Origin of the sequence: Streptococcus sp. CCH8-H5, from assembly GCF_001556505.1 — a bacterium.
Classification (GTDB): domain Bacteria; phylum Bacillota; class Bacilli; order Lactobacillales; family Streptococcaceae; genus Streptococcus.
On the sequence record NZ_LSIZ01000089.1, the window covers coordinates 23,236 to 46,480 of the forward strand.

Sequence of the window (23,245 nt, forward strand, 5' to 3'; positions counted from 1 at the left end):
ACTAGGAGTCATCTGTATTTAAAGGGGTAAAATGATAGTCACTTTAGCACCACCCGTGCTATCGTCATTCGAAAGAGCAAGACTACCATGGTGTAAGCGAATAATATCATTGGCAATAGTCAGACCAAGGCCACTATGATTGCGGCTCTGTCTGCTTTTATCCTCTTGATAAAAGAGCTGAGTAGCCTTTTCAAGAGATTCAAGGGAAAATCCAGGACCAGAATCAAGGCAGATAAACTTGAATTCATCTTCTTCTACCCTAGCGGTCAGGAGCAACTGACTACCACTTGGCGTATGCTCTACAGCATTCGAAATGATATTCATAAAAGCTCGATTCAACAAGGACCTGTCCCAATGGCCTATGATTTTTTTCTTATTTTCTTTCTTGTCAAATACTACATTGATTTGTTTGGTTTGAGCTAGTGACAAGGTTTGATCGTAAATGTCTTCAACAAATTTCCTAACCGAAATGTCTTCAAGCGTCAAGGTTTTCGTCAAACTCGTTTTGTTGAGCTCGGACAATTCTTTAACATAAGAATCAACCTGTGTAATCCCCTTTTGAAAATGCTCTAACAAGTCCATCTGTTCCGCACCCAAGGGCGTCATAGCTAAGAGTTCCGCATTTCCACGAGCAACTGTCAGTGGTGTCTTTAAGTCATGTGTCAGGGCTGAAATCTGATTTTGCTTAACTTGCTCTGCCTTCCAATTTTCCATCAAAGATTCACGGAGCGCAGCACGCATGTGGTCCAAGCCACTTAAAACCTGATTGAATTCCTTAATTGTAGACTGGGAGGTTTGAAAATCCAAGTCTTGTTGGGAAATTTTTTCAGTAGCTCTCAGTATCGGTCTAAGCTGCTGGCGTAATTTATTAGCATAGTAAAAAGTTAAAATAATAAATATGAGGAGAATGAATACAATCATTGAGCCAATCATCAATAGATCAGCATTGGGAAAATGCTGATTCATCCACTCATTATGATACCTAGGTGATAGTTGATAGTTGACAATGACTATACCATCTGACCGTTCAAAAGACTGAAAATAGCCGTATATCCCACCGTGAGCATTCTTGAATTGGTAATTTAGTAAGGATTCTTCTTGCAAGTTAACTGGCATGTTAGACTTTTTAAGCTTAAATTCCCTAGTTAAAAAAACATAACTAGTACCATCCGGTAAAACATCAGGATTAAAGACCTTAGAAGTTTCAATATCTCTTCTCACAGCAGACAAATCACTCTCAACTTGATTTGCTGGAATCACAATTCCAAAACGATAAGACAAGCTGAACAAATACAAAATAAGAAGACTGCTGATTACCGAGAGGACCGTCAGGCTGACGACATAAGATAACAAGATTGTTCTTAGAGAGTGTTCTCGTTTTTTAATTAGTGCCACTTGTAACCAATCCCCCAGACTGTTTCAATAGGATTTTGCCCAACATCTTTGAGCTTTGCACGGATATTTTTTATATGTTCAGCCACTGCTGTTGGACTTCCTTTATCCTCATAGCCGTACAAATACGTGTAAATTTGTTCTTTTGAAAAGACTTGGCCCTTATTTTCAGCCAAAAATTGACAAATACCGTACTCCGACTTAGTCAAATCTAACAACTGATTCTCAACATAAAGCTCCTGAGCCGACAAATCAAACTGAAAATCCCCAAGTGAAAGCTTATGGTGACGTTCACGACTTTCACGTCTCAAGTGAGCCGCCACACGCGCTTGGAGTTCTTTAACCCCAAATGGTTTGCAAATATAATCATCCGCCCCATAGCTCAGTCCCTGAACGATATCCCCTTCTTGCGTTCTGGCTGTAATAAAAAGTATGGGGCAATCCACCTGATCACGAATCTCATGACAAAACTGGAGACCGTCAACATCAGGCATCATGATATCCAGTATAATCAAGTCAAACCGTGGAAGCGAGTTCTTATCCAAGTCCAAAACACTCGTAAGTCCTGTCACCTTATGGTTTTGAAGCTCTAAGGCCTTTACAACCAATTTCACAATATCTTCCTGATCATCAATAACAAGTATCTGAGCCATAAGCTTTCCTTTCGTTCACAGTTACCCTTATCATATCATCTATAAAAGATAACTGACAAGGCGTAAAGTAGATAAATATGAGTTGGATAAAAGACATAGAACAAATATTTTGAACCATTCCCTCTTTGACCGTTATAACAAAGCATTAAAGGAGCAGCAAATATTTCCATCCATTCAATGTATTTAAACATTAAATCATGAAAAGAAGGTCTAGTTAGAACAATCGCCATTAGTACCCAAACAAGACTAACACTCACAAAAGCAAGCACTTCTTTCTTAAGATTCCTATGACAAAGATACATAGCGATACCAGTCAAAAGCAACCACGTTCCTCCGTCACTGATAGACGTATGAGTTGGAAACACTGTGTAATTAAGTAAATTAATGAAGAAAGTAAAGACTGGTTTGTTTTGACCTAACAGATAAAAAGGTACCAATAACCATGGAAGCAGCAATGGGAAAAGTAAGGTTGGGATTCCTTTTAGATATTTCTTTTCTTGAATCCAAGCGATACCTTGAAGAGCAACGAGCAAGATAGCAAATGACGACAGCATCATATTTTGTGGAAAGAAACCATCTGGTCTCACAAGAGGATGTAAAAAATTATAAAACCCAAACTGAATCAATCCCATTAAAATTGCTAAAGCATAAATCTTTAGGAAGTATTTCTTTCGATTGTGTGTATGAACAAAACCTTCAATCACAGCAAATAGAAATAAGGGGGCCGCTAATCTCCCAATCATAGTAAACCAAATGGGGATTTTGCCTGTATAGTCAAAAAAATAATGAATATGGTCGAATACCATAGTAATGAGGGCTATATATTTGAGTTGGAAACCTGATAGACTTAAACGTTTCATAATAACTCTCCTTTCTTTTCATCCTTAGTATAAAAAATTAACTAATATAGTTTGCTTTTCAGACAAACAATTAATATTATTTTAGGATAATCATTGAAGACTAATACACTATCCATGTTATTTCTTATATTATCTTTTTGTTTTGAAATCTATGGAACAAATAAATAACATAGTCACACCAACTATCCATAAAGGCAAGGTAGTGAGTTGACGCCAATCACCTATGAGAATGCTGTTAATAGGAAATGCAATAGGAAGCCAATGAATAGACAAGAAAACTTTATTACTAGCAAAAATAATAAAAATAATTTCAACCATAGAGATAATAATATTACTGGCACTGTTCAGACTCACTTGTGTTAAGTAATGAAAATGATTGAGAAAGATAATTAGCATCCAACTTGATAGGCTTACTACAAATCCATCAAGGCTATGTTTTAAGAGTAGATTTATACTAATCCAACTCAATAAAGAAGGTAGGCTAAGGATTAGGTCTGCTATTAAAAGTTTAGCCAACCATAAACGTCTTTTCTTAGGATAACTCGATATTTCTTGATATTGATTAGAGTGTTTTTCCTGTTCAATCCCTAAAATTGACAAAAATACTGTTAATAGTGGATAGCATAAAAAAGATAATATGGCTAAATTTGTTAGAGAAAAACCATTAGGAACGAAACTTACATAAAGGGGGATTAAAAGAATCTCTAGTAACGAAAAAATGACAATAAGATAGAGACTAATAGTATTCTTTAATTTAAGTAACTCACACCTTAGCATTTGATTGTCTCCTTTGCAGGACATAAGATAAAAGTGGTGTCACTGCTATTGATAGTATCATCGTAAGTAACACTTGCAAAATGCTGTATTGATTTTGATTTACAATAATATCCCCTGATGGTTTAAGGTTTAATATAAATTGAGCTATTTTATAGTGATAGGTATAGGGCAAGACGAACCAGAGTGAACTCTGAGCAATAAAGGGGGATATTAAAAGACAACTCAGTGTGTTAAGTGCTAATAGGATGAAATGACTAATGTATTTAGACATCAGATAAAGAAAAGGAATATTCCATAAAGTTGTCATCCAAATTAAGATTAATGAAATAGCTGTTTTAGGAATATTTATTGGAATAAAACCTGCATAAATAAATGCAACGAGACTGAGGAAAACTAGTAAGAATAGACTTGAAATTAACGTTCTCATTCCTATAAGCACCATTTTCATCAGAGAAATTTCCCAAGCGAAACTCCCGTTTGTAACATTTTGAAAATCCCCCGCCTGACCTTCTAAACGTCTATCAACTATGAACAATAGACCATTCACTAGATATAAAAAGATAGCTTCCCACCAATAGACTGAAAAGGGAACAAAAATCTGTAATCCTCCCATTAAAAAGGCTATAAGAACGGTTAAAAACGGTATGATTATTAAGAATTTAGTCGTTCCTAAATGTCGTAATTTGAGCAATTCCGAATAGAATATCTTTTGCATATCAGTAACCCCCATTAACAATTTTAAAGAAGAGTCTCTCAAGACTATCCACATTTTTATTTTCACCATCATATTGTATTTTACCTTTGTCGAGAATAAGTATATGATCGGCAACCTTACTTATTTCTAAAAGTTGATGGCTAGAAACCAGAATTGTCATCCCTTTTGCCTTCAAAGAACGAATAAGGTCTAGCAGTTCTTTTATACCATCAGGATCAAGTCCATTAGTAGGCTCATCAAGAATTAAGAATTGGGGGCGGTTAAAATAGCCATGCCAATTCCTAATCGTTGCTTCATACCTAATGAAAATTTACCGGCCTTTTTCTTTCTAGTATTTGAAAGACCAATTATTTCTAAGATTTTAATAATCTTTGAATCAGGAATATCATATAGTAACGCTTTTGTTTTTAAATTATCAAAAGCCGAAAGGTTGTGATAAATAGCAGGTGCTTCGATTAATGCACCTAATGATTGTTTGCCTTTTGGTATGCCATCGAATTGAATTTCTCCACTACTTTTGGGAAGCAAACCAAAAAGTATTTTCATCAGTGTCGACTTACCGGCACCATTAACCCCTAAGAGACCACAAACTGTTCCAGATTCAATAGTAAATGTGACATTGTCTAAAATAGTCTTATCTTTGTATGATTTTGAAAGTTGTTTAACAGTTATTTGCATTGGTACACCTCTTTTAGAATATGTGTTTTTTCAATATAAGCTTATATCTTACTAATATCAAAAACCACATACTCTCCTTTCTTTTCATCATTAGTATAAAAAACAAATTTAAGGAAAGTATCAGTTTTTTGGATAAAATACAAAAAAACTATCCCAAGTCTTAACTTGAGATAGCTATGTCTTTATTTAACAACAGATTCTTTGTAGTCACACTCTTCGTTACTACAGATGACTTGTTTGCCACCACCACGTACTTTCTTCTCGACGAGGTAATCGCCTGATTTAGGACAGTTACGTCCAACAGGGATATCCCACGACGTAAATTCACAGTCAGGATAGCGATCACAACCGTAGAAGACACGATTACGTTTTGTCTTACGTTCGATGACCTGACCTTGACCACAGGTTGGACAAGTAACGCCAATTTCTTTAGTAATGGCCTTGGTGTTATGACAGTCTGGGAAGTTACTACATGCATAAAACTTACCGTATCGACCAAGTTTGATGACCATTGGGTGACCACAGAGGTCACAATCAAAACCAGCAGGCTCATCCTTGATTTGGATTTTTTCAATACCTTCTTCAGCTTTTTCCAATTCTTTTTGGAAAGGTTTGAAGAATTCATCAATTACCTTCTGCCATTGTTCCTTACCAATTTCAACCTTATCAAGTTTACCCTCCATTTCGGCGGTGAATTTAACATCCACGATATCTGGGAAGAATTCGACGATCAAGCTATTTACGATTTCACCAAGTTCAGTTGGTTCAAAACGTTTTGCCACCAATTTGACATAGTAGCGACGTTGAATAACATCAAGCGTTGGCGCATAAGTTGACGGACGACCAACGCCATTTTCTTCCAGCGTCTTAATCAGTGTCGCTTCAGAATAGCGTGCAGGTGGTTGCGTAAAGTGTTGTTCAGGCGTTGTCACAACCTTCTTAACCGTATCACCTTCAGCCATATCAGGAAGCATTTTATTTTTATCAGAGTCGTTGTAAACGGCCATATAACCGTCAAACTTGATTTGGCTACCATTTGCTGTGAAAATGACTCCGTTTTGAGACAAGGTCACCTTCATCGTATCAAATACAGCAGCTGTCATTTGACTGGCCACAAAACGATTCCAAATAAGGGTATAGAGCTTGAGCTGATCCTTATCCAAATACTTGGCAATGCTTTCTGGTGTTTGGAAAACATTTGAAGGACGAATAGCCTCGTGGGCATCTTGCGCCGCTGAGCTATTTTTCACCTTACTACCATGCTTAGAATACTTAGAACCAAAGCGTTCTGTAATAAATTCAGCAGCTTGGTTTTGAGCAACTGGACTGATACGTGTAGAGTCCGTACGCATATAGGTAATCAAACCTTGTGCTCCTGAACCAAGATTAATCCCTTCGTACAACTGTTGGGCAACCATCATGGTCTTACGTGTACGGAAGTTAATCTTATTGGCAGCATCCTGTTGGAGAGAGGAGGTAGTATATGGCAATGGTGCATTACGACGGCGTTCTTTTTTCTCTACCTTATCTACGTTGAAGTCGTCACTTGTGATACGAGAAAGAACAGCTTGAACATCGTCATTATTGTTGAGCTTAAGCTTTTTACCATCCAAGCCATAGAAGCTAGCTTGAAACTTCTTAGCCCCCTTCTTAAAGGCACCATCAATAGTCCAATATTCTTCTGGTTTAAAAGCCTTGATTTCATTCTCACGGTCTATAATAAGCTTAAGAGCTACCGATTGCACCCGACCTGCAGAAAGACCTTTCTTAACCTTCTTCCAAAGAAGTGGAGAGATTGAGTAACCCACAATACGGTCCAAGACACGACGAGCTTGCTGCGCATCTACCAAGTCCATGTCAATGGCGCGTGGCTCCACAAAGGCATTTTTCACTGCATCTTTAGTAATTTCGTTAAAGACGACACGATTTTTTTCCTCTGGCTCTAATCCAAGAATATGTGACAAATGCCATGAAATGGCTTCCCCTTCACGGTCCGGGTCACTTGCGAGAAAGACTTGCTTGGCTTTTTTAGCCTCTTTCTTCAATTCATTGATAAGAGGTCCTTTACCACGAATATTAATGTACTGAGGTTCGTAGTTGTTTTCAAAATCAATAGACATACTTGATTTTTTCAAATCACGGATATGCCCAACAGAGGCTACAACTTTATAATTGCGCCCAAGGTACTTTTCAATAGTTTTTGCTTTGGCAGGAGACTCCACGATAACCAAATTTTTCTTTGGTGTCGCCCTCTTTTTAGTCGTCTTTTTAGCCGTTGTTTTCTTTGTTGCTTTAGTTTTTGTTTTTGTTGTCGTTGCTGTCGCCATAGACTATTTCCTTATAATGTTATAAACTGGCTGCGCCACTAATCTGTCTAAAATCTAGTCACAAGACATTAAAAAATGTAACATCTTGGACCGAGCAACTAACATGATACCGTCCTTTTCTTTAACTGTCAATAAAAAACTTTTTCCCTATAGGAGAAGTTTGATTTTTAAGAAAACTCTGAAAGGATGTCAAACCCTGTCGTAATGCACTTTGCACCCTCTTGAATCAAGTGATGACATCCGTCTGACTTTCCATCTAAAATATTTCCTGGAATAGCAAAAACATCTCTACCTTCTTCCATGGCACGCTCACAAGTAATCAGACTCCCCGAACGAAGCTTAGCTTCAACCACCATAACTCCTTGACACAATCCAGAAATTATCCGATTGCGTTCAGGGAAATGGTATTTAAGTGGCTGTTCGCCCGGTCCGTATTCTGAAAGAACTAAATGATTTTTGGACATATAGTCCTGCAAAGCTTTATTTTCTTTTGGATAATAAACATCAAGTCCTGTCCCGATAACTGCAATGGTCTTACCTTTATTTTTCAAGGCCTCCATATGAGCACAAGTATCAATCCCACGCGCCAAACCACTCACAATAGTAAAGTGATTCCCAAGTTCACTAACAATTTTTCGAACAGACTGTTTGCCTATTTCGGAGCACTTTCTTGCCCCAACAACAGCTAGCTTTGGTTTACTTAACAAATCAATATTCCCTTGATAAAAGAGGAGGACAGGTGGATTATAGCTATGCTTCAGCTCAATGGGATACTCCTTATCAAAAATTGATAAGGTCGAAAAACGTTGAAAATCTCCCTTAAGCTGCTTAATATCTAAATTCTTGTATTTTTCCATAAAGAGAACTGCATTTTTAGACTTAGATACCACTGCCATATCACGTAAGCTCAGTTTTTTATCTTGATTTTTTTGATAGTCTAAAATATTAAGAATATTTAGATTTGTCAATCCAGCTGCTTTTAGTTTAAAAAGTTCAAAGTTATTCATGTAACTACCTCCATTTCATTATTCGCAAGAGAAATAGAAAAAAAGCCCCTTCATGGAACTTTTGTTATTTATAAGGCATTTTCAGAAGTAAAATATGATGCCGCCCCTAAGAGGTTACTGTCGTTATGGAAATGACAAGCTTGAATTGTTATCGGCTCAAAACCTAATTCTGGTTTTTCATTAAATAACTCTTCATAAGCATTAACAATACCTTCTATCAAAGTATTTTGGCTGCTGATGCCTCCACCGATAACAACTTCATCCAATTTGAATAAACTCTGCAAATTAAGAATCAGAACAGCAATTTCATGACAATAGTCCTTAAATAGACGTTTTAGTTGTTCAGAGTGATTTTCATCTAAAGCGGAGAAAACTACTAAACTATCATCCTGTTCTAAACCAAGTATTTGACTAGCTTCATGAACGAAACCTACCGCAGAACCTTTATTATCGACAAGGCTAATCAGTGCTTGCTTAAATAAGGTCCACTGGGAAGGGAGAGCCGTTTGACTCTTGCTTTGGGGACTTGGAGAACGCAAATATCGGGTAACCGACAGAGGAGTTAACAAGTCCCCCTGTGAGACAATGCCTAAGCCAACACCGGTACCTAAAACCAAGGCAGCACCACAATCCAAATCCTGTAAGCTACCATATCTTGCTTCAGCCAAAGCTGCCGCATCAGCATCATTGATAACCTTTACAGGCAGTTGAAATGTTTTTGACAAGCGTGTCCCCAGAGGAATGGCTGTCAAATAAGGAATAAGACCACCCTTGAAAACAAAACCTCGTTTACTATTAATTTCGCCCGGGCATGCAATAGCAATACCAGAAATAGCATTCTTAAATGATGAAATAATACTCTCTAAAGTTATCCAGAAATTATCTAGGGACGATGGTGTAGGCACTTTAGATTGGTTGCTAATTCTAAAATCATTATCAACTAAACCAAATTTGATAAAGGTCCCTCCAATATCAATAGCTAAAATCACGCCACTTCACCTACTTTTTTATGATTGACTTTATTGGTTCGAAGCTTCTTCTATGAATTGGTGTTACACCAAATTTATCTAGGCCAGACAGATGATCCTTGGTGCCATAGCCTGCATTTTGGTCAAAGGCGTAGCCAGGAAACTCCTGATCATAATCAGCCATCATCTTATCCCGAGTTACCTTTGCTACGATTGAAGCTGCCGCAATTGATAAAGAATTAGCATCCCCTTTTATAATTGATGTTTGTCCTATTGGCAAGTCCAAAGTCATGGCATCAATTAACAAATGTTCTGGTTTGGGACTCAGTTTTTCAATAGCTTCAGCCATAGCAAGCTTGGTTGCTTCATAAATATTGACGTCATCAATCACATGATTATCCTTAATACCAATACCGACAGCTACTGCTTCCTCCATTACCTGCTTATAGATAGCTTCATGTTTAGATTTTGGAATCTTTTTACTGTCATTGAGACCCTTTATTTTGCAAAGCTTTGGTAAGATAACCGCTGCAGCTACTACTGGGCCAGCCAAAGGGCCACGTCCAACTTCATCAACACCTGCAATGAGTTCAACTCCCTGAGCATAAAGCGACTTTTCGTAACTGAGCATCTTTTCTAAGCGCTCTTCCTCAGCAATCTCAGCTAGGATAGCTTTACGACGTTGCTTAATGGCAGTCTGTACACCAGCTCGACTATCTTCCTCAAAACTTGCCCATCGGTAGTCATCAAGATCTGTCAATGCTGCCAATTGCTCCTTGACTTCTTTAATTGTCGCCATCAGTATCGACCCCAACAATATCAAGTGTGTAACGACCTAGTTTTCCATCACGAACTTCTTTGACAAATAGATTATAGAAACGGTCATAATCTTCACGGAAGCCAAGTTTTCGAGTCATTTCCATAATGATTTCTGGTGCCTCTTCTTCAAGGTCAATCCCTTTGAAGCGTTCCTCTAAACGTTCAGGATAGTAAGTTTTAAAATAGTTGAGTCCAAATATCGTCACTTCATCCATTGGCAATAGCTGGTCCTTGATGGCACCAGTCAAAGCGAGTTTCAATCCAACCAATTCATCTTCAAACTTAGGCCACAAAATACCTGGAGTATCAAGAATTTCCAAGTCTTTATTAGACTTCAACCACTGTTGACCTTTTGTAACGCCGGGTTTATTTCCTACAACAGCAATCTTTTTACCAGCTAAGCGGTTCATCAAGGTAGATTTCCCTGCATTTGGAATCCCAATAATCATGGTTCGTAAGGTCTCTTTCTGAATACCGCGTTCACGTAGCCGTTGAATCTTGTCAGCCATAAGACTCTTAGCAGCGTCTGTTACCAATTTAACTGTAGATTGTTCCTTGGAATTGATGGCCAAGGTTTTAATCCCTTGACTCTTAAAATAGGTACGCCATTCTTTCGTACGATTACTGTCAGCGAGGTCAGCCTTATTGAGAATTAGAAGCTTTGGTTTATCGCCAACAATTTTGGTCAGCATAGGGTTCTGACTCGAAAGTGGCAAACGTGCATCCACTAAAATTGTAACAAAATCAACATGTTTAAGGTTCTCCTGAACCTGTCGACGGGCCTTAGACATGTGGCCTGGAAACCATTGAATAGTAGCCATATATGTTTCTCCTTTTGTATTCTTAGCAAAATATCATTTAAAATCTTTAAAAAAAGCCAAATCATTGGCTTTGCTTTACTTATTATTATAACAGATTTAATTTGAGATGCCCAATTGATAAAGGTTACCTACCCCTCAACAGGCATAAAGTTACCAACAATCTTACCAATGATTCGAGGATCTTCGTCATAGGGTGCAAACTTATCACCATAACGTTTATTGAGAGAAACTAAACGAAGACCCTCTTCCTCACGATAGACCTTTTTGATATAGGTTTGACCATCCCAGTCTACAGCATAAACAGCTCCATCATAATCAAAGCCCGTTTGTTTGATTAGCACTACTTCTCCATTTAGGTAGGTAGGTTCCATAGAGTCTCCAAATACCCATGACGCAAAATCGTGATCTAATTCTTCATCATAGAAAACTTCATCGTAATTGCCATCACCAAAGTAAGTATAACCTGTTCCGGCTGACAAACGCTCGAAAACTTTGTAAGAATATAACGGAATAACAGGTGCCTTCTGCTTTTCTGCTTCTTGCTCCTCCAAGAGAGCCTTAGTGAGTCGCAAAGCTTCCTGACGATTTTCCTCATTTAATTCCAAGTACACTTCTACAATCTCATGTTCAGATAGAAAATATGTCTCAGCTACACCAAAAAGTTCAGCCAATACCGATAGATTCTTTTGATTTGGTTTCGTCTTACCATTTTCCCAGTTAAAATAAGAGGAGCGAGAAATTCCTAGATGCTTAGCCACTGCTGCCTGACTCATTCCTTGTGCTTCTCGAATTTCCTTAAGTCGTTGTCCTGAAAACATAGCTACCTCCGTAAGTTAATAAACTAACATTAGTTTATCAAAAAAAGCCGTTAACTTCAAGTGAAACTAACTACTTTTACAATTCTCTTTTGTATTGTTCTTTAACTAAAAATCCTAGATGGTTTAGTGCCTCTTCTATATAAGCCATATCCTGTTCACTATCTGCTTCGACAAGATGGTAATGAACGCCATTTGTTAAATCAGATAAGGGACGAAAGTCATTTGACGATGATTGATCTAAAAAATGACTAACATCTCGACGACAAGTCAATTTCAACAAAGTCTGAATTTCTCCGTAAACTGGATGATCTATCATGATATTTTGAATACGTCCTCCATTATCAACAATAGACAAAAGCTCATCTTTCATATCTGACACAGTATGATTCACCTTAAACAGCCTACGTATATAACAATTGTCATCGCTACTTTTATAGATATAGCCCCTATTAGTTGAAATAATCTGGGCACCATCTGCACGTAAGAGGGCAATATCTTGAACAATGATTTGACGTGTCACACCAAAATGCTCCGCCAAACTTTGTCCATTCATTGCTTCCTTAGCTCCCTTTAAGAGTGCCAATAATTCTTCTTTTCGATTTGAAGCCATAGACAAACCCTCCCTCTTTCAACTAGCGTATTTTTCGAATACTTTTGAAAATCGTTAATGCTATTACATAATCTATCATACTATGGATAATAGTGCCAAAACCAACTAAAACAAAAAGAACATAGAACAGTTTTTGGAAATCCTCACCAGTTACAGAATAAAAAATCACGCAAGCAAGAACTTCACCTAAGGCATGGATAAGTCCTAAAACAAAGTTGAAAAGTAATGATGATTTATGGTTTTCTATCGTTTGTGGAAATTTTTTCAAATAGAGTGCGCCTAAAAAACCAAATATAATATGAGAAAATGCTCTAAAAACAACCACAATCGGATAGCCCGCCATAAAGTATCCCAAACTAGAAGCTAAGATAACAAAAGCTGCTACCCAGGGCGATATAAACATAGCTAGAAATATTGGAACATGACTCCCCAAAGTATACGAAGCCGGTGGGATGATTAGTTTAATTGGCATAATACTTGGGATAAGGATAGCAATTGCAGTTAATAAAGCTGCAAAGGTCATTTCTTGAATTCTCTTTTTAGGTTTCATTATTTACTCCTTTTACTGTATATACATTAGTATATTACAGTGTATAGTTATATAAGTCAATAATTTTCAGAAAAAAACACTAGAGCAAAGTGCCCTAGCGTTCTAAGTTTCTTATTTACGTTTTTTCTTAGCTTTCTTCATCTTGTTGGCTTGACGCTTCATCGCATGTTTCATGGCAAAGGAACCAACCTTACCTTTAAGACCACCACCAAGCATTTGGCTTAGATCCATATTACCAAGGTCTGGCATACCTGCGCCACCCATCATGCCTTCAAGAGCAGACATGTCCATATTACCCATATCAGGCATATTTGGCATGTTTTTTGGCAGATTATTTGGGTTAAGACCCATTTGACGCATCATTTGCTCCATATCACCAGACATAACACCTTGCATCATTTGTTTGGCTTGGTTGAAGTCTTTAATAAACTTGTTTACTTCAATAAAGGTATTCCCTGAACCATTTGCAATACGGCGACGACGACTTGGGGTCAAAAGATCTGGATTTTCACGCTCTTCTGGTGTCATTGATGATACAATGGCACGCTTGCGTGCAATCTGTTTCTCGTCTACTTTAACATTAGCCAAGGCTGGATTGTTAGCCATACCTGGCAACATCTTAAGCAAATCCTCCATAGGACCCATATTTTGCACTTGGTCTAATTGGTCGATGAAGTCATTGAAGTCAAAGGTATTTTCACGCATCTTTTCAGCCAACTCAAGAGATTTTTTCTCGTCGTACTCTTGAGAAGCTTTTTCAATAAGGGTAAGAAGGTCACCCATACCTAAGATACGGCTTGACATACGGTCTGGGTGGAAAGTCTCAATATCTGTGATTTTCTCACCAGTACCTGTGAATTTAATTGGCTTACCAGTAATCTCACGAATAGAAAGAGCCGCACCACCACGTGTGTCACCGTCAATTTTAGTAAGAACGACACCTGTGATATCTAGTTGTTCATTGAACTCCTTGGCAACGTTAGCAGCTTCCTGACCAATCATGCTATCTACAACCAAGAGAATTTCGTTTGGATGAGCAAAATTCTTAATCTCATGCAACTCTTGCATGAGAGTCTCGTCAATCTGCAAACGACCAGCCGTATCAATCAAGACATAGTCATTCTTATTGGCACGCGCTTGTTCCAAACCATTTTTGACAATCTCAACCGCCGGTGTCTCTGTACCCATATCAAAAACAGGAACATTGATTTGTTGTCCCAAAGTCTTCAACTGGTCAATGGCTGCTGGACGATAAATATCCGCAGCAATCATCATTGGACGAGCTTCTTGTTCTTTAATCAGCTTATTAGCCAATTTACCAGCAAAGGTTGTTTTACCAGCACCTTGAAGACCAACCATCATAATGATTGTTGGAATCTTTGGAGATTTCTCAATTTCAGATGTTTCAGACCCAAGAATATCTGTCAATTCTTCATTAACGATCTTGATGATTTGTTGCGAAGCATCAAGAGTATCAATGATTTCGTGACCTACAGCACGTTCACGAACACGTTTAATGAATGTCTTAACAACTGGTAGGGCTACGTCTGCTTCAAGAAGTGCCAGACGAATCTCTTTAGTGACTTCTTGAACTTCTTTCTCTGAAAGTTTTCCTTTACGTCTTAAATTTTTGAAAACGCCTTGCAAGCGTTCCGTTAAGCCTTCAAAAGCCATATATCATTTCCTCTCTTAATTTCTGCTTGAATCTAATCTCTATTATCAATGCTGCTAAGCACAGCAATTTGTTCCTGAAGATAGCTATCGTCTGGGTATTTTTCCATAATATCATCAAAAATTTGACTACGAACGATGTAATCTGAATACATATGTAGTTTCATCTCGTAAGCTTCTAAAATCTTCTCAGTACGCTTGATGTTATCATATACAGCCTGACGACTCACACCAAATTCCTCGGCAATTTCTGCCAAACTATAATCATCCGCATAATATAGCTCAATATAGTTCATCTGCTTATCTGTTAACAAGGCTGCATAGAACTCAAAAAGGGCATTCATGCGATTGGTTTTTTCAATTTCCATAAGCTCCATTTTACCATAAAATCATGGTATTAGCACGATTCTTGTGCAGAAAAAAGCCGTGACTGTTAATTGTTCTCCAAATAAAATTCAAAACGGTCGCCAACATAGTAACTTCGTACATATTCGAAAGCCTGCCCGTCTTGGAGGAAGGAAATCTGTGTCAAACTCAAGAGAGCATCACCGATCTTAACCTTTAGGTGCTTGGCTAGACTACTATTGGCCAAACTGGCTGATATGGTCTGCTGACTTTTCCCTATTTCATAGCCATTATCAGTTAAGGTTTTGAAGAAGTGTTCGGTAATTTCTGATTCCTTAAAACCTCGGATAATTTTCTCAGGGATACTAGCAATCTCATAGGCAACTGGAATGTCATCGGCAAAGCGAACACGTTCCATACGAATGACATAGGACTGCGGTAAAACACCTAAATTCTTGATTTCAAATTCATTGGGATGTACACGTTGATAAGAAATAAGCTCACTAGATGGTTTCTTGCCTTGGGATTTGACAATCTCAGTAAAACTCGTAGTTCCACGCATCTTTTCCTTAACTCGACTGCTAGCCACAAAAGTACCACTGCCTGGTTTGCGTTCTAAAATCCCCTCATCCACTAAAAGTGTTATGGCCTGACGAACAGTCATACGACTCACATCAAAAGTCTCGCAAAGATCTCGCTCGCTAGGGAGACGTTGCCCGATTTTCCAAGTACCATCATCAACATCTTCCTTAATCTTATCATGTATGCGAATATACGCTGGTAACATCTAATACCCCCTTCTGTACCCCTATTTTACAAAAAAAGGGACAGAATTGTAAAGAAGAGTAAGAGACTTACAGTTTCTCGTATAAATCTAGGTGCTAAGTCCATAAATTTGTGATACAATGATTGCATAAGAAAGAGTCCATGTGTGACGTAAAAAGAAAGGGTAATAATGACTGACATTTCTACTTTGAATGATGTGCAGAAAATCATTGTTCTAGACTATGGTAGCCAATACAATCAGCTGATTGCACGTCGTATTCGTGAATTTGGTGTTTTCTCTGAATTGAAGAGCCATAAAATTACCGCTGATGAAGTCCGTGCCATCAATCCTATCGGTATCGTACTTTCTGGTGGTCCTAACTCTGTTTATGCCGAAGATGCATTTGGTATTGACGAAGAGATTTTGGAACTTGGTATTCCTATTCTTGGTATCTGTTACGGAATGCAACTTTTGACCCACAAACTCGGTGGTAAAGTTGTTCCAGCTGGTGAAGCAGGTAACCGTGAGTATGGCCAATCAACACTTCGCCTTCGTGCCCAATCACAGCTCTTTGCAGGAACTCCTGAAGAACAAGTCGTTCTAATGAGCCACGGTGATGCTGTTACAGAAATTCCAGAAGGTTTCCATCTTGTTGGTGACTCAGTGGATTGCCCATTCGCTGCGATGGAAGATACCGAGAAAAACTTCTATGGTATCCAATTCCACCCAGAAGTTCGTCACTCTGTATATGGTAACGACATTTTGAAAAACTTTGCTTTTGGTATCTGTGGTGCCAAAGGTGACTGGTCAATGGCTAACTTCGTAGATATGCAAATTGCACAAATCCGTGAAACAGTTGGTGACCGTAAAGTCCTTCTTGGACTCTCAGGTGGGGTTGACTCATCTGTTGTTGGTGTCCTTTTGCAAAAAGCTATCGGTGATCAATTGACATGTATCTTCGTTGACCACGGTCTTCTCCGTAAAGGTGAAGGTGACCAAGTTATGGAGATGCTTGGAGGTAAATTTGGCCTTAACATTATCCGTGTTGATGCTTCTAAACGCTTCCTAGACCTCTTGGCTGGTGTTGATGATCCTGAGAAAAAACGTAAAATCATTGGTAACGAGTTTGTTTACGTCTTTGATGACGAAGCAAGCAAACTTAAAGGTGTAGACTTCCTAGCTCAAGGAACGCTCTATACTGATATTATTGAATCAGGTACTGAGACAGCTCAAACAATCAAATCTCACCACAACGTTGGTGGTCTTCCAGAAGACATGCAATTTGAATTGATTGAACCACTTAATACCCTCTTTAAAGATGAAGTTCGTGCCCTTGGTACTGAAATGGGAATGCCTGATGAAGTCGTTTGGCGTCAACCTTTCCCAGGACCAGGACTTGCCATCCGTGTTATGGGTGAAATCACTGAAGAGAAACTTGAAACCGTTCGTGAGTCTGATGCTATCCTTCGTGAAGAAATTGCCAAAGCCGGCCTTGATCGTGATGTATGGCAATACTTCACTGTTAACACAGGCGTTCGTTCTGTCGGTGTTATGGGTGATGGCCGTACTTACGACTACACTATCGCTATCCGTGCTATCACTTCAATCGACGGTATGACAGCTGACTTTGCGAAACTTCCATGGGAAGTTCTTCAAAAGATTTCTGTTCGAATCGTTAACGAAGTTGACCACGTTAACCGTATCGTCTACGATATTACAAGTAAACCACCTGCAACAGTAGAGTGGGAATAAAACCAAAATCATTAAAAGCGCTGAACGCAATCGTTCAACGCTTTTTGTTTTTATATCTAAATGAAGTTTTAAACAAATAAAAATTCCACCGATATAAATCAAACGATGGAATTTTATTCTGATATACTGTTTTCAAAAAGTAGTTTAGTCAATTTACACCACTCGACTCTTCACATAGTCAGGATAGCATAGATAGATGTTTGCTTACTTAGTGAAATCCAATACTTTACGTCCTTGAATTTCACCTTTTTCCATTTGATCAAAGACTTCTACCGCTGTATCAACAGGAACAGTTTCAACAACCGGTACTACCAATCCTTGTGCACCAAAGTCGAAGGCTTCTTCTAAGTCTTTACGTGTACCTACAAGAGATCCAACAACACGGATACCATCTAGAACTGTTTTGACAATTGAGAGCTCCATATATTCAGATGGGAGACCAACCGCAACGACTGTTCCACCAGCACGTACACTATCGATAGCCTGATTGAAAGCAACCTTAGAAACAGCGGTTACAACAGCACTGTGTGTACCACCAGTTTTTTCTTGGATATAGCCTGCTACATCTTCAACTTCTTTACCGTTCACCACTAAATCAGCACCAGATTCTTTAGCCAAATCAAGTTTATCTTGGTTGATATCAACAGCCACTACTCGTGCATTGAAAACTTTCTTAGCATATTGAATAGCCAAGTTACCTAGTCCTCCAGCACCATAAATAGCTACCCATTGACCAGGTTCAACTTTAGCTTCTTTAATAGCTTTATATGTTGTAACTCCCGCACAGGTAATAGATGAAGCTTGAGCAGGATTAAGTCCTTCTGGAACTTTCACAGCATAGTCAGCGGTAACCAAAGCATAGTCACTCATACCACCATCAACACTATAACCAGCATTTTTTACAGAACGACAGAGTGTTTCACGACCAGTTGTACAGTATTCACAATAACCACATCCTTCGAAGAACCAAGCGATTGATACGCGGTCTCCTTTTTTAAGTGTTTCAACCCCTTCGCCAACTTCTTCGACAATACCAATACCTTCGTGGCCCAGTATACGACCTGGTACTTGACCAAAGTCTCCATGAGATACGTGAAGGTCAGTATGACAAACGCCACAGTACTCAACTTTAACCAAAGCTTGACCATGACCAACTACTGCTGGTTTTTCATGTTCAACAACTTCAACACCTGTGCTTGCTTGATTAACAACAACTGCTCTCATCTTAATTACCTCCATATGATAACTTTTAACACCTTCATTATAGCACTTACAGAGGTAATATCAACGCTTACATAAAGTTTTTCTTAGCTTGCGAAAACTTTCTTGAAAAGTCTCTATACAAATTCGATAAGTACTATTTTTTCTGCTGATATAGCTATATTTCAATCATTCCCAAGATATCTATACTGTCTCACAAGTGTCTTGGAATCCGGTAGGCTGACTTCAAAATGGAAATAATGATTGCGTCCATCTCTGGCGTTCTCTTTATTGAGCAGAAAATAATTCTTTTGACTGATAGCCATCTCTCTAAGGATATCATCCGTCAAAAAGGTTAAGGGAATATCCATGGCAGAATAGCGATAAAAGTCTTCTTCAAATTTTAAATAGCTAGCAGAAAAATAGTCAATTTGAAGTTTATCATCATAAATTTTTCTCTTCTTCATCTATGTTTTCAACCCCCAAACTAATTTCTAATATATCCTTTGTTAGAATACATTTATGTCGCTTGCAAGATTTTATAGTAACTTGATTAAAATCCAAGTCAACCACATAGCCACTACATCTACAGCTCCTACCTTGATCCTTTATCTGAAAATTTCCCAATAATTGACCTGAATAAAGCTGGTTTAATAAAGTAAACTTCTCTAAATCATCCAAATGACTCGTAAGATTTTCTTTAGTCTTATCTTCATGTAGGGAACTTGTGTGTTCCGACAAGAAAAAGCCCATCCACTTCATCATTCCCCTATCTTTATGTTCCCTAGCTGATTGAAAGGGAAGGTAACTACGGTCTATCATTTTAAGCCATCTAATCCTCCAGCAGAGTGTCCACCAATAAGCTTACTTCGAGCAAGACTCCTAGATGCCTCCTGTAAAGAAGTTGCTTTTTGAATGGTCGTAAAGCCAAATTCCTGTCTAATACTATCTATAGCTGCTTGAAGCCTTTCTTCTTTATCAATGTCATCTGGATTATCAAATAAAGAAAGAATTTGAAGCCCTGCATCTACAAAATTTGCATAAGAGACACTCACACTTCGAACAGCCCCTCCTTGATACTTCTTCCTAAAGAGTGCAATGACATGTCCTATTAATATCCTTGTGTTATTAGCAGGTTCAATCTTCATCTGTGCTTGTAGCGAACGCTTGCCCTCTAACTTTGAAAATCCAATGCTAATGGAAACTTGACAAGCTTTCTTATGGGCTCGTCTTAACCTAATGGCTACCTGTTCCGCCATCTCTCTTAGAATCAATTCAATATCAGCTTGACGCTCATAGTCTCGTGGTAAGATTTGAGAATTTCCTAAGCCATGTGACTTTGGTTTATAAGGTTTATGAACATTACTCTCATCAATACCGTTAGCATGAAAAAAGAGGTCTAAACCTACAATACCTAACTCCTTTTTAAGAATATCAGGATTGCTATTAGCAAGTTCTCTAATGGAGCAAATTCCCAACTTGTTTAGCCGCTTCTCCATCCGCTTACCAATCCCCCAGAAATCAGTCATATGGGGAATATTCCAAACCTTAGTCTCGACATCTTCATAGGACCAGTTGGCTCTCATAGTAGCCGTATGTTTAGCCTCATTATCAAGAGCTAACTTAGCCAATAAGGGATTGCTGTTAGACATTCCAACTGTCGAGTAAATACCTGTCTCCCTCCAAATATCTCTTTGAATACGCCCTGAAATCATATCTAACTTATCTTTTCTAGTAACAGTCCTATCGGGAATAAAGTAATTCAGTGACGACGTGAGATCAATGAAACCCTCATCAATGGAATAGGGAAGAATATCTTCAACACTGGCATAATTCTGGAAAATGTGTTGAATCTGGATATTCTTTTTTATATAGAGATCCATTCTAGGAGGAACGATAAAGGTAACCTTGGCCCAAGATTCGATGTAATCTACAAAATCTCTATCCGTTGGAAGTCCCTGCTTTTTGGCATTATAATAATGAAACTTACGAGAATGAATGTCAAAAGGTAAGTCGTAAGAACGACTAACATTTGACTTGCCAAAAACTTGCTTAAATATAGGGGAAGAGGCTAGTATCAAACCATTCGCATTTTCAGCCCTACTCATCACACATAGAGAGGTCTTAAGAGGGTGCAGTCCACGTTCAACACACTCCACACTTGCATAGAAAGATTTCATATCTACAAAAGCAATATCACTTTGCGGTTCTCTTGAATAATCAAAATATCCCATGCTTGCCCTTTCGTTAGTTTATAAACTAACACTAGTATAAATTATAACTTCTTATATTTCAAGTATTTTCCATAAAAAAATAACAACATCCCTTCTAGAATGTTGTTATCCTTCTATTTTTTCCCTTTAACTTGGTCTGTGGCAACATCTTCGCCAAACCACTTGTTAGAAATCTTTTGGAATTCTCCTTTTTTATAAAGGGTTCTAAATCCTTGATTGATTTTTTTGATCAGTGTCTTATCTGCTTTACGAGCACCTACAGCAAAGCTTTCACCTTCATAACCAGCAGGCATAACATTATACTGATCCAGAACCCCTGATTTTTCTAAGTAGTAATTAGCATACACACGGTCAATCAATAGACCGTCAATACGTCCACTATCAAGGTCAATCAAGGCTTGAGTAAAGGTCGAATATTGGACTGCTTTTTGGTTGGCAACGATATCCTTCAAAATCTTCGGAGAAGCATTGAAAGCATCATAACCGGAAGACCCTGCTTGAGCACCTAAGGTCTTACCTGACATTCCAGCAACAGAATCAATTCCCGAAGACTTTTTAGTTACCAGTACTTGTTCATTGACCATATAAGGTTCCGTGAAGTCCGCAGACTGCTTACGCTCATCCGTGACCGAGTAACCGTTCCAAATGAGGTCAATTGTCCCATTCTTCAGTTCTGTTTCTTTCATATCCCAGTCAATAGCCTGCCATTCAACATCGATACCATACAATTTAAAGACTGCAGTTGCAAGATCAATATCAAAACCAACATAGCTACCATCCTTTTCCTCATATCCCATAGGAACAAAGGTTGCATCAAAACCAATTTTGATTTTCTTTTCTTTGGTATAGGTTTGCCACTGATCTTTCTGAGTTGCAAAATGTGAGCGCGAGCTGCAAGCTGATAGCGCAAACAAAGGCAAAATGACAAGACAGCCAAGCAAAATCGTTTTTACTATTTTTTTCATGGAAAATCCTCACTATTTTGGATTGATAGTGACAATCTCATCGGCGATGTGCTGTGCAAACTGCATATCGTGAGTGATAACGATTTGCGTAATCCCAGTCTCACGATTCTGCAAAATCAATTTCTCCACTTCTTGACGCAACTCAGGGTCAAGAGCTGATGTTGGTTCATCATAGCCGACAATTTTCGGATCAATCATCATAGCACGCGCAAATGCAACACGTTGTTTTTGTCCCCCAGAAAGAGAGTAAGGATAAGCATTTCCGTGAGCTCCAAGGCCTAAACGGTCAAGCAGAGCTTGAGCTTTTTTCTTAGCATCCTCCTTAGACATTCCCATCGTCTTAATTGGCGAAAGCGTTAGATTGTCTAAGACTGTTAAATGTGGAAACAGTTGGAAATCTTGGAAGACAAAACCGAGCAAATTACGACTTTCCATCTGATCCAAAGGAATCTCTTCATTTTCATAAATAATTTGTCCTGAATCAATGGTTTCAAGTCCTGCTAGCATACGCAAGAGAGTCGTTTTACCACCACCAGATGGTCCGACAATAGCTAAAATTTTTCCCTCTTCGACAGTTAGGTTATAGTTATCAAAAATTTTGTGTTGACCAAATTGCTTGGAAATATTTTTTAATTCTAACATAAGGTCTCCTATTTATAATAGTTGAATTTCTTTTCGATGTTTTTCGAAGCCACAGTCACAACACCCACAAGGATAAGATAGATAGCTCCAGCCACAAACATCGGTGCTAAGGTCGCATCACGGTTCGCAGCGGTACGACTTTCCAAAAGAAGGTCTCCAACCCCAAGCACATAAACCAATGATGAATCCTTAACCAAGTTAATAATCTCGTTAAAGATACTTGGCAAGACAATCTTGACTACCTGAGGAAGGATAATGTAGCGGATGGTTTGGAAAGGACTAAGTTTAAGCATTTTTGCTGCTTCGTATTGTCCTTTCGGAATAGCCAAGATTCCTCCACGGAAAATCTCTGCGAAATAAGCTGCATAGTTAAGCGTAAAAGCAAGAATAGCAGCTGGTAGACGATCGAAGACAATCCCTACACTCGGAAGAACATAATAAACGAAGATCAATTGTAAAAGGAGAGGCGTTCCACGCATAATCCAAACGTAAAGGGTTAATAACCAATTTAAAGGTTTGAATTTAATCTGCATTAAGAAAGCAAGTACAATCCCTAATGGAATCGACAGTACGATAACAATGAAAAATACTTGAAGTGTGACTACCGCACCGTTCAAAAGGGCTGGTAATACTTCCAAAACGTATGACATATAAACTCCTATAATTATTTAATAT

At 38.3% G+C, this 23,245-nt stretch carries 24 protein-coding genes and 1 pseudogene; 1 reads left to right on the forward strand and 24 read right to left on the reverse strand.

Annotated elements, in window-relative coordinates:
- Positions 1 to 18 precede the first annotated feature (18 nt).
- From AX663_RS05720 to AX663_RS05800, 17 genes and pseudogenes are all read right to left on the reverse strand, one after another.
- Entirely contained in the window at positions 19 to 1,395 is a 1,377-nt protein-coding gene (locus AX663_RS05720; protein WP_156430767.1) for a sensor histidine kinase, read from the reverse strand.
- Complete coding sequence (locus AX663_RS05725) at positions 1,386 to 2,045, reverse strand: response regulator transcription factor (protein ID WP_060972980.1); 660 nt, start codon at positions 2,043 to 2,045, stop codon at positions 1,386 to 1,388. The genes AX663_RS05720 and AX663_RS05725 overlap by 10 nt, the downstream gene beginning before the upstream one ends.
- Positions 2,046 to 2,080: 35 nt before the next feature.
- A complete protein-coding gene (locus AX663_RS05730) occupies positions 2,081 to 2,905 on the reverse strand; it encodes a TraX family protein (RefSeq protein WP_060972981.1) in 825 nt (274 codons plus the stop codon).
- Positions 2,906 to 3,034: 129 nt separating this feature from the next.
- The gene (locus AX663_RS05735) at positions 3,035 to 3,682 is read right to left on the reverse strand and encodes a nisG (RefSeq protein WP_060972982.1); all 648 of its coding nucleotides are present in this window, start codon (positions 3,680 to 3,682) and stop codon (positions 3,035 to 3,037) included.
- A complete protein-coding gene (locus AX663_RS05740) occupies positions 3,669 to 4,397 on the reverse strand; it encodes a lantibiotic ABC transporter permease (RefSeq protein WP_231724213.1) in 729 nt (242 codons plus the stop codon). Before AX663_RS05740 ends, AX663_RS05735 begins: the two co-directional genes overlap by 14 nt.
- A 1-nt stretch (position 4,398) precedes the next feature.
- Positions 4,399 to 5,075: pseudogene (locus tag AX663_RS05745) on the reverse strand (ABC transporter ATP-binding protein).
- Between the two features lie 182 nt (positions 5,076 to 5,257).
- Entirely contained in the window at positions 5,258 to 7,402 is a 2,145-nt protein-coding gene (topA, locus tag AX663_RS05750; protein WP_037599980.1) for a type I DNA topoisomerase, read from the reverse strand.
- 167 nt (positions 7,403 to 7,569) lie between these two features.
- A complete protein-coding gene (gene dprA / locus AX663_RS05755; protein ID WP_060972984.1) occupies positions 7,570 to 8,409 on the reverse strand; it encodes a DNA-processing protein DprA in 840 nt (279 codons plus the stop codon).
- 68 nt (positions 8,410 to 8,477) lie between these two features.
- Positions 8,478 to 9,398, reverse strand: coding sequence for an ROK family protein (locus AX663_RS05760; RefSeq protein ID WP_060972985.1), 921 nt, complete (start codon positions 9,396 to 9,398; stop codon positions 8,478 to 8,480).
- Positions 9,399 to 9,408: 10 nt separating this feature from the next.
- Positions 9,409 to 10,176 carry a ribonuclease HII gene (locus AX663_RS05765; protein WP_060972986.1) on the reverse strand — a complete coding sequence of 256 codons (768 nt, stop codon included), beginning with the start codon at positions 10,174 to 10,176 and terminating at the stop codon, positions 9,409 to 9,411.
- Positions 10,163 to 11,017 carry a ribosome biogenesis GTPase YlqF gene (gene ylqF, locus AX663_RS05770; RefSeq protein ID WP_021144074.1) on the reverse strand — a complete coding sequence of 285 codons (855 nt, stop codon included), beginning with the start codon at positions 11,015 to 11,017 and terminating at the stop codon, positions 10,163 to 10,165. The genes AX663_RS05765 and ylqF overlap by 14 nt, the downstream gene beginning before the upstream one ends.
- A 128-nt stretch (positions 11,018 to 11,145) precedes the next feature.
- Positions 11,146 to 11,835 carry an XRE family transcriptional regulator gene (locus AX663_RS05775; protein WP_002891070.1) on the reverse strand — a complete coding sequence of 230 codons (690 nt, stop codon included), beginning with the start codon at positions 11,833 to 11,835 and terminating at the stop codon, positions 11,146 to 11,148.
- A gap of 76 nt (positions 11,836 to 11,911) precedes the next feature.
- Positions 11,912 to 12,445 (reverse strand): transcription repressor NadR, encoded by a 534-nt coding sequence (locus AX663_RS05780; protein WP_060972987.1) that lies wholly within the window; start codon positions 12,443 to 12,445, stop codon positions 11,912 to 11,914.
- 22 nt (positions 12,446 to 12,467) lie between these two features.
- The gene (locus AX663_RS05785) at positions 12,468 to 12,995 is read right to left on the reverse strand and encodes an ECF transporter S component (protein WP_008534752.1); all 528 of its coding nucleotides are present in this window, start codon (positions 12,993 to 12,995) and stop codon (positions 12,468 to 12,470) included.
- A 111-nt stretch (positions 12,996 to 13,106) separates the two neighbouring features.
- Positions 13,107 to 14,669: a signal recognition particle protein gene (ffh, locus tag AX663_RS05790; protein ID WP_060972988.1), complete on the reverse strand. Its 1,563-nt coding sequence runs from the start codon at positions 14,667 to 14,669 to the stop codon at positions 13,107 to 13,109.
- A 32-nt stretch (positions 14,670 to 14,701) separates the two neighbouring features.
- On the reverse strand, positions 14,702 to 15,034 hold the full coding sequence (locus AX663_RS05795; RefSeq protein WP_002883908.1) for a putative DNA-binding protein: 333 nt from the start codon (positions 15,032 to 15,034) through the stop codon (positions 14,702 to 14,704).
- Between the two features lie 65 nt (positions 15,035 to 15,099).
- Positions 15,100 to 15,798: a GntR family transcriptional regulator gene (locus tag AX663_RS05800; RefSeq protein ID WP_008534754.1), complete on the reverse strand. Its 699-nt coding sequence runs from the start codon at positions 15,796 to 15,798 to the stop codon at positions 15,100 to 15,102.
- A gap of 168 nt (positions 15,799 to 15,966) precedes the next feature.
- Between AX663_RS05800 and guaA the strand changes: the two genes are divergently transcribed.
- On the forward strand, positions 15,967 to 17,529 hold the full coding sequence (gene guaA, locus AX663_RS05805; RefSeq protein ID WP_060972989.1) for a glutamine-hydrolyzing GMP synthase: 1,563 nt from the start codon (positions 15,967 to 15,969) through the stop codon (positions 17,527 to 17,529).
- 204 nt (positions 17,530 to 17,733) lie between these two features.
- Here guaA and adhP read toward each other — a convergent pair whose 3' ends face one another.
- The 7 genes from adhP to AX663_RS05840 form a co-directional block, all read right to left on the reverse strand.
- The gene (adhP, locus tag AX663_RS05810; protein ID WP_060972990.1) at positions 17,734 to 18,753 is read right to left on the reverse strand and encodes an alcohol dehydrogenase AdhP; all 1,020 of its coding nucleotides are present in this window, start codon (positions 18,751 to 18,753) and stop codon (positions 17,734 to 17,736) included.
- Between the two features lie 161 nt (positions 18,754 to 18,914).
- A complete protein-coding gene (locus AX663_RS05815) occupies positions 18,915 to 19,196 on the reverse strand; it encodes a DUF5960 family protein (RefSeq protein ID WP_060972991.1) in 282 nt (93 codons plus the stop codon).
- On the reverse strand, positions 19,174 to 19,551 hold the full coding sequence (locus AX663_RS05820) for a hypothetical protein (RefSeq protein WP_060972992.1): 378 nt from the start codon (positions 19,549 to 19,551) through the stop codon (positions 19,174 to 19,176). Before AX663_RS05820 ends, AX663_RS05815 begins: the two co-directional genes overlap by 23 nt.
- Positions 19,548 to 20,963 carry a Y-family DNA polymerase gene (locus AX663_RS05825; protein ID WP_060972993.1) on the reverse strand — a complete coding sequence of 472 codons (1,416 nt, stop codon included), beginning with the start codon at positions 20,961 to 20,963 and terminating at the stop codon, positions 19,548 to 19,550. The genes AX663_RS05820 and AX663_RS05825 overlap by 4 nt, the downstream gene beginning before the upstream one ends.
- Before the next feature lie 113 nt (positions 20,964 to 21,076).
- Entirely contained in the window at positions 21,077 to 21,928 is an 852-nt protein-coding gene (locus tag AX663_RS05830; protein ID WP_060971242.1) for an amino acid ABC transporter substrate-binding protein, read from the reverse strand.
- 12 nt (positions 21,929 to 21,940) lie between these two features.
- Positions 21,941 to 22,570, reverse strand: a complete 630-nt coding sequence (locus tag AX663_RS05835; protein ID WP_060972994.1) for an amino acid ABC transporter ATP-binding protein — start codon at positions 22,568 to 22,570, stop codon at positions 21,941 to 21,943.
- An 8-nt stretch (positions 22,571 to 22,578) separates the two neighbouring features.
- Positions 22,579 to 23,220, reverse strand: a complete 642-nt coding sequence (locus AX663_RS05840; RefSeq protein WP_014634576.1) for an amino acid ABC transporter permease — start codon at positions 23,218 to 23,220, stop codon at positions 22,579 to 22,581.
- Positions 23,221 to 23,245: the final 25 nt, after the last annotated feature.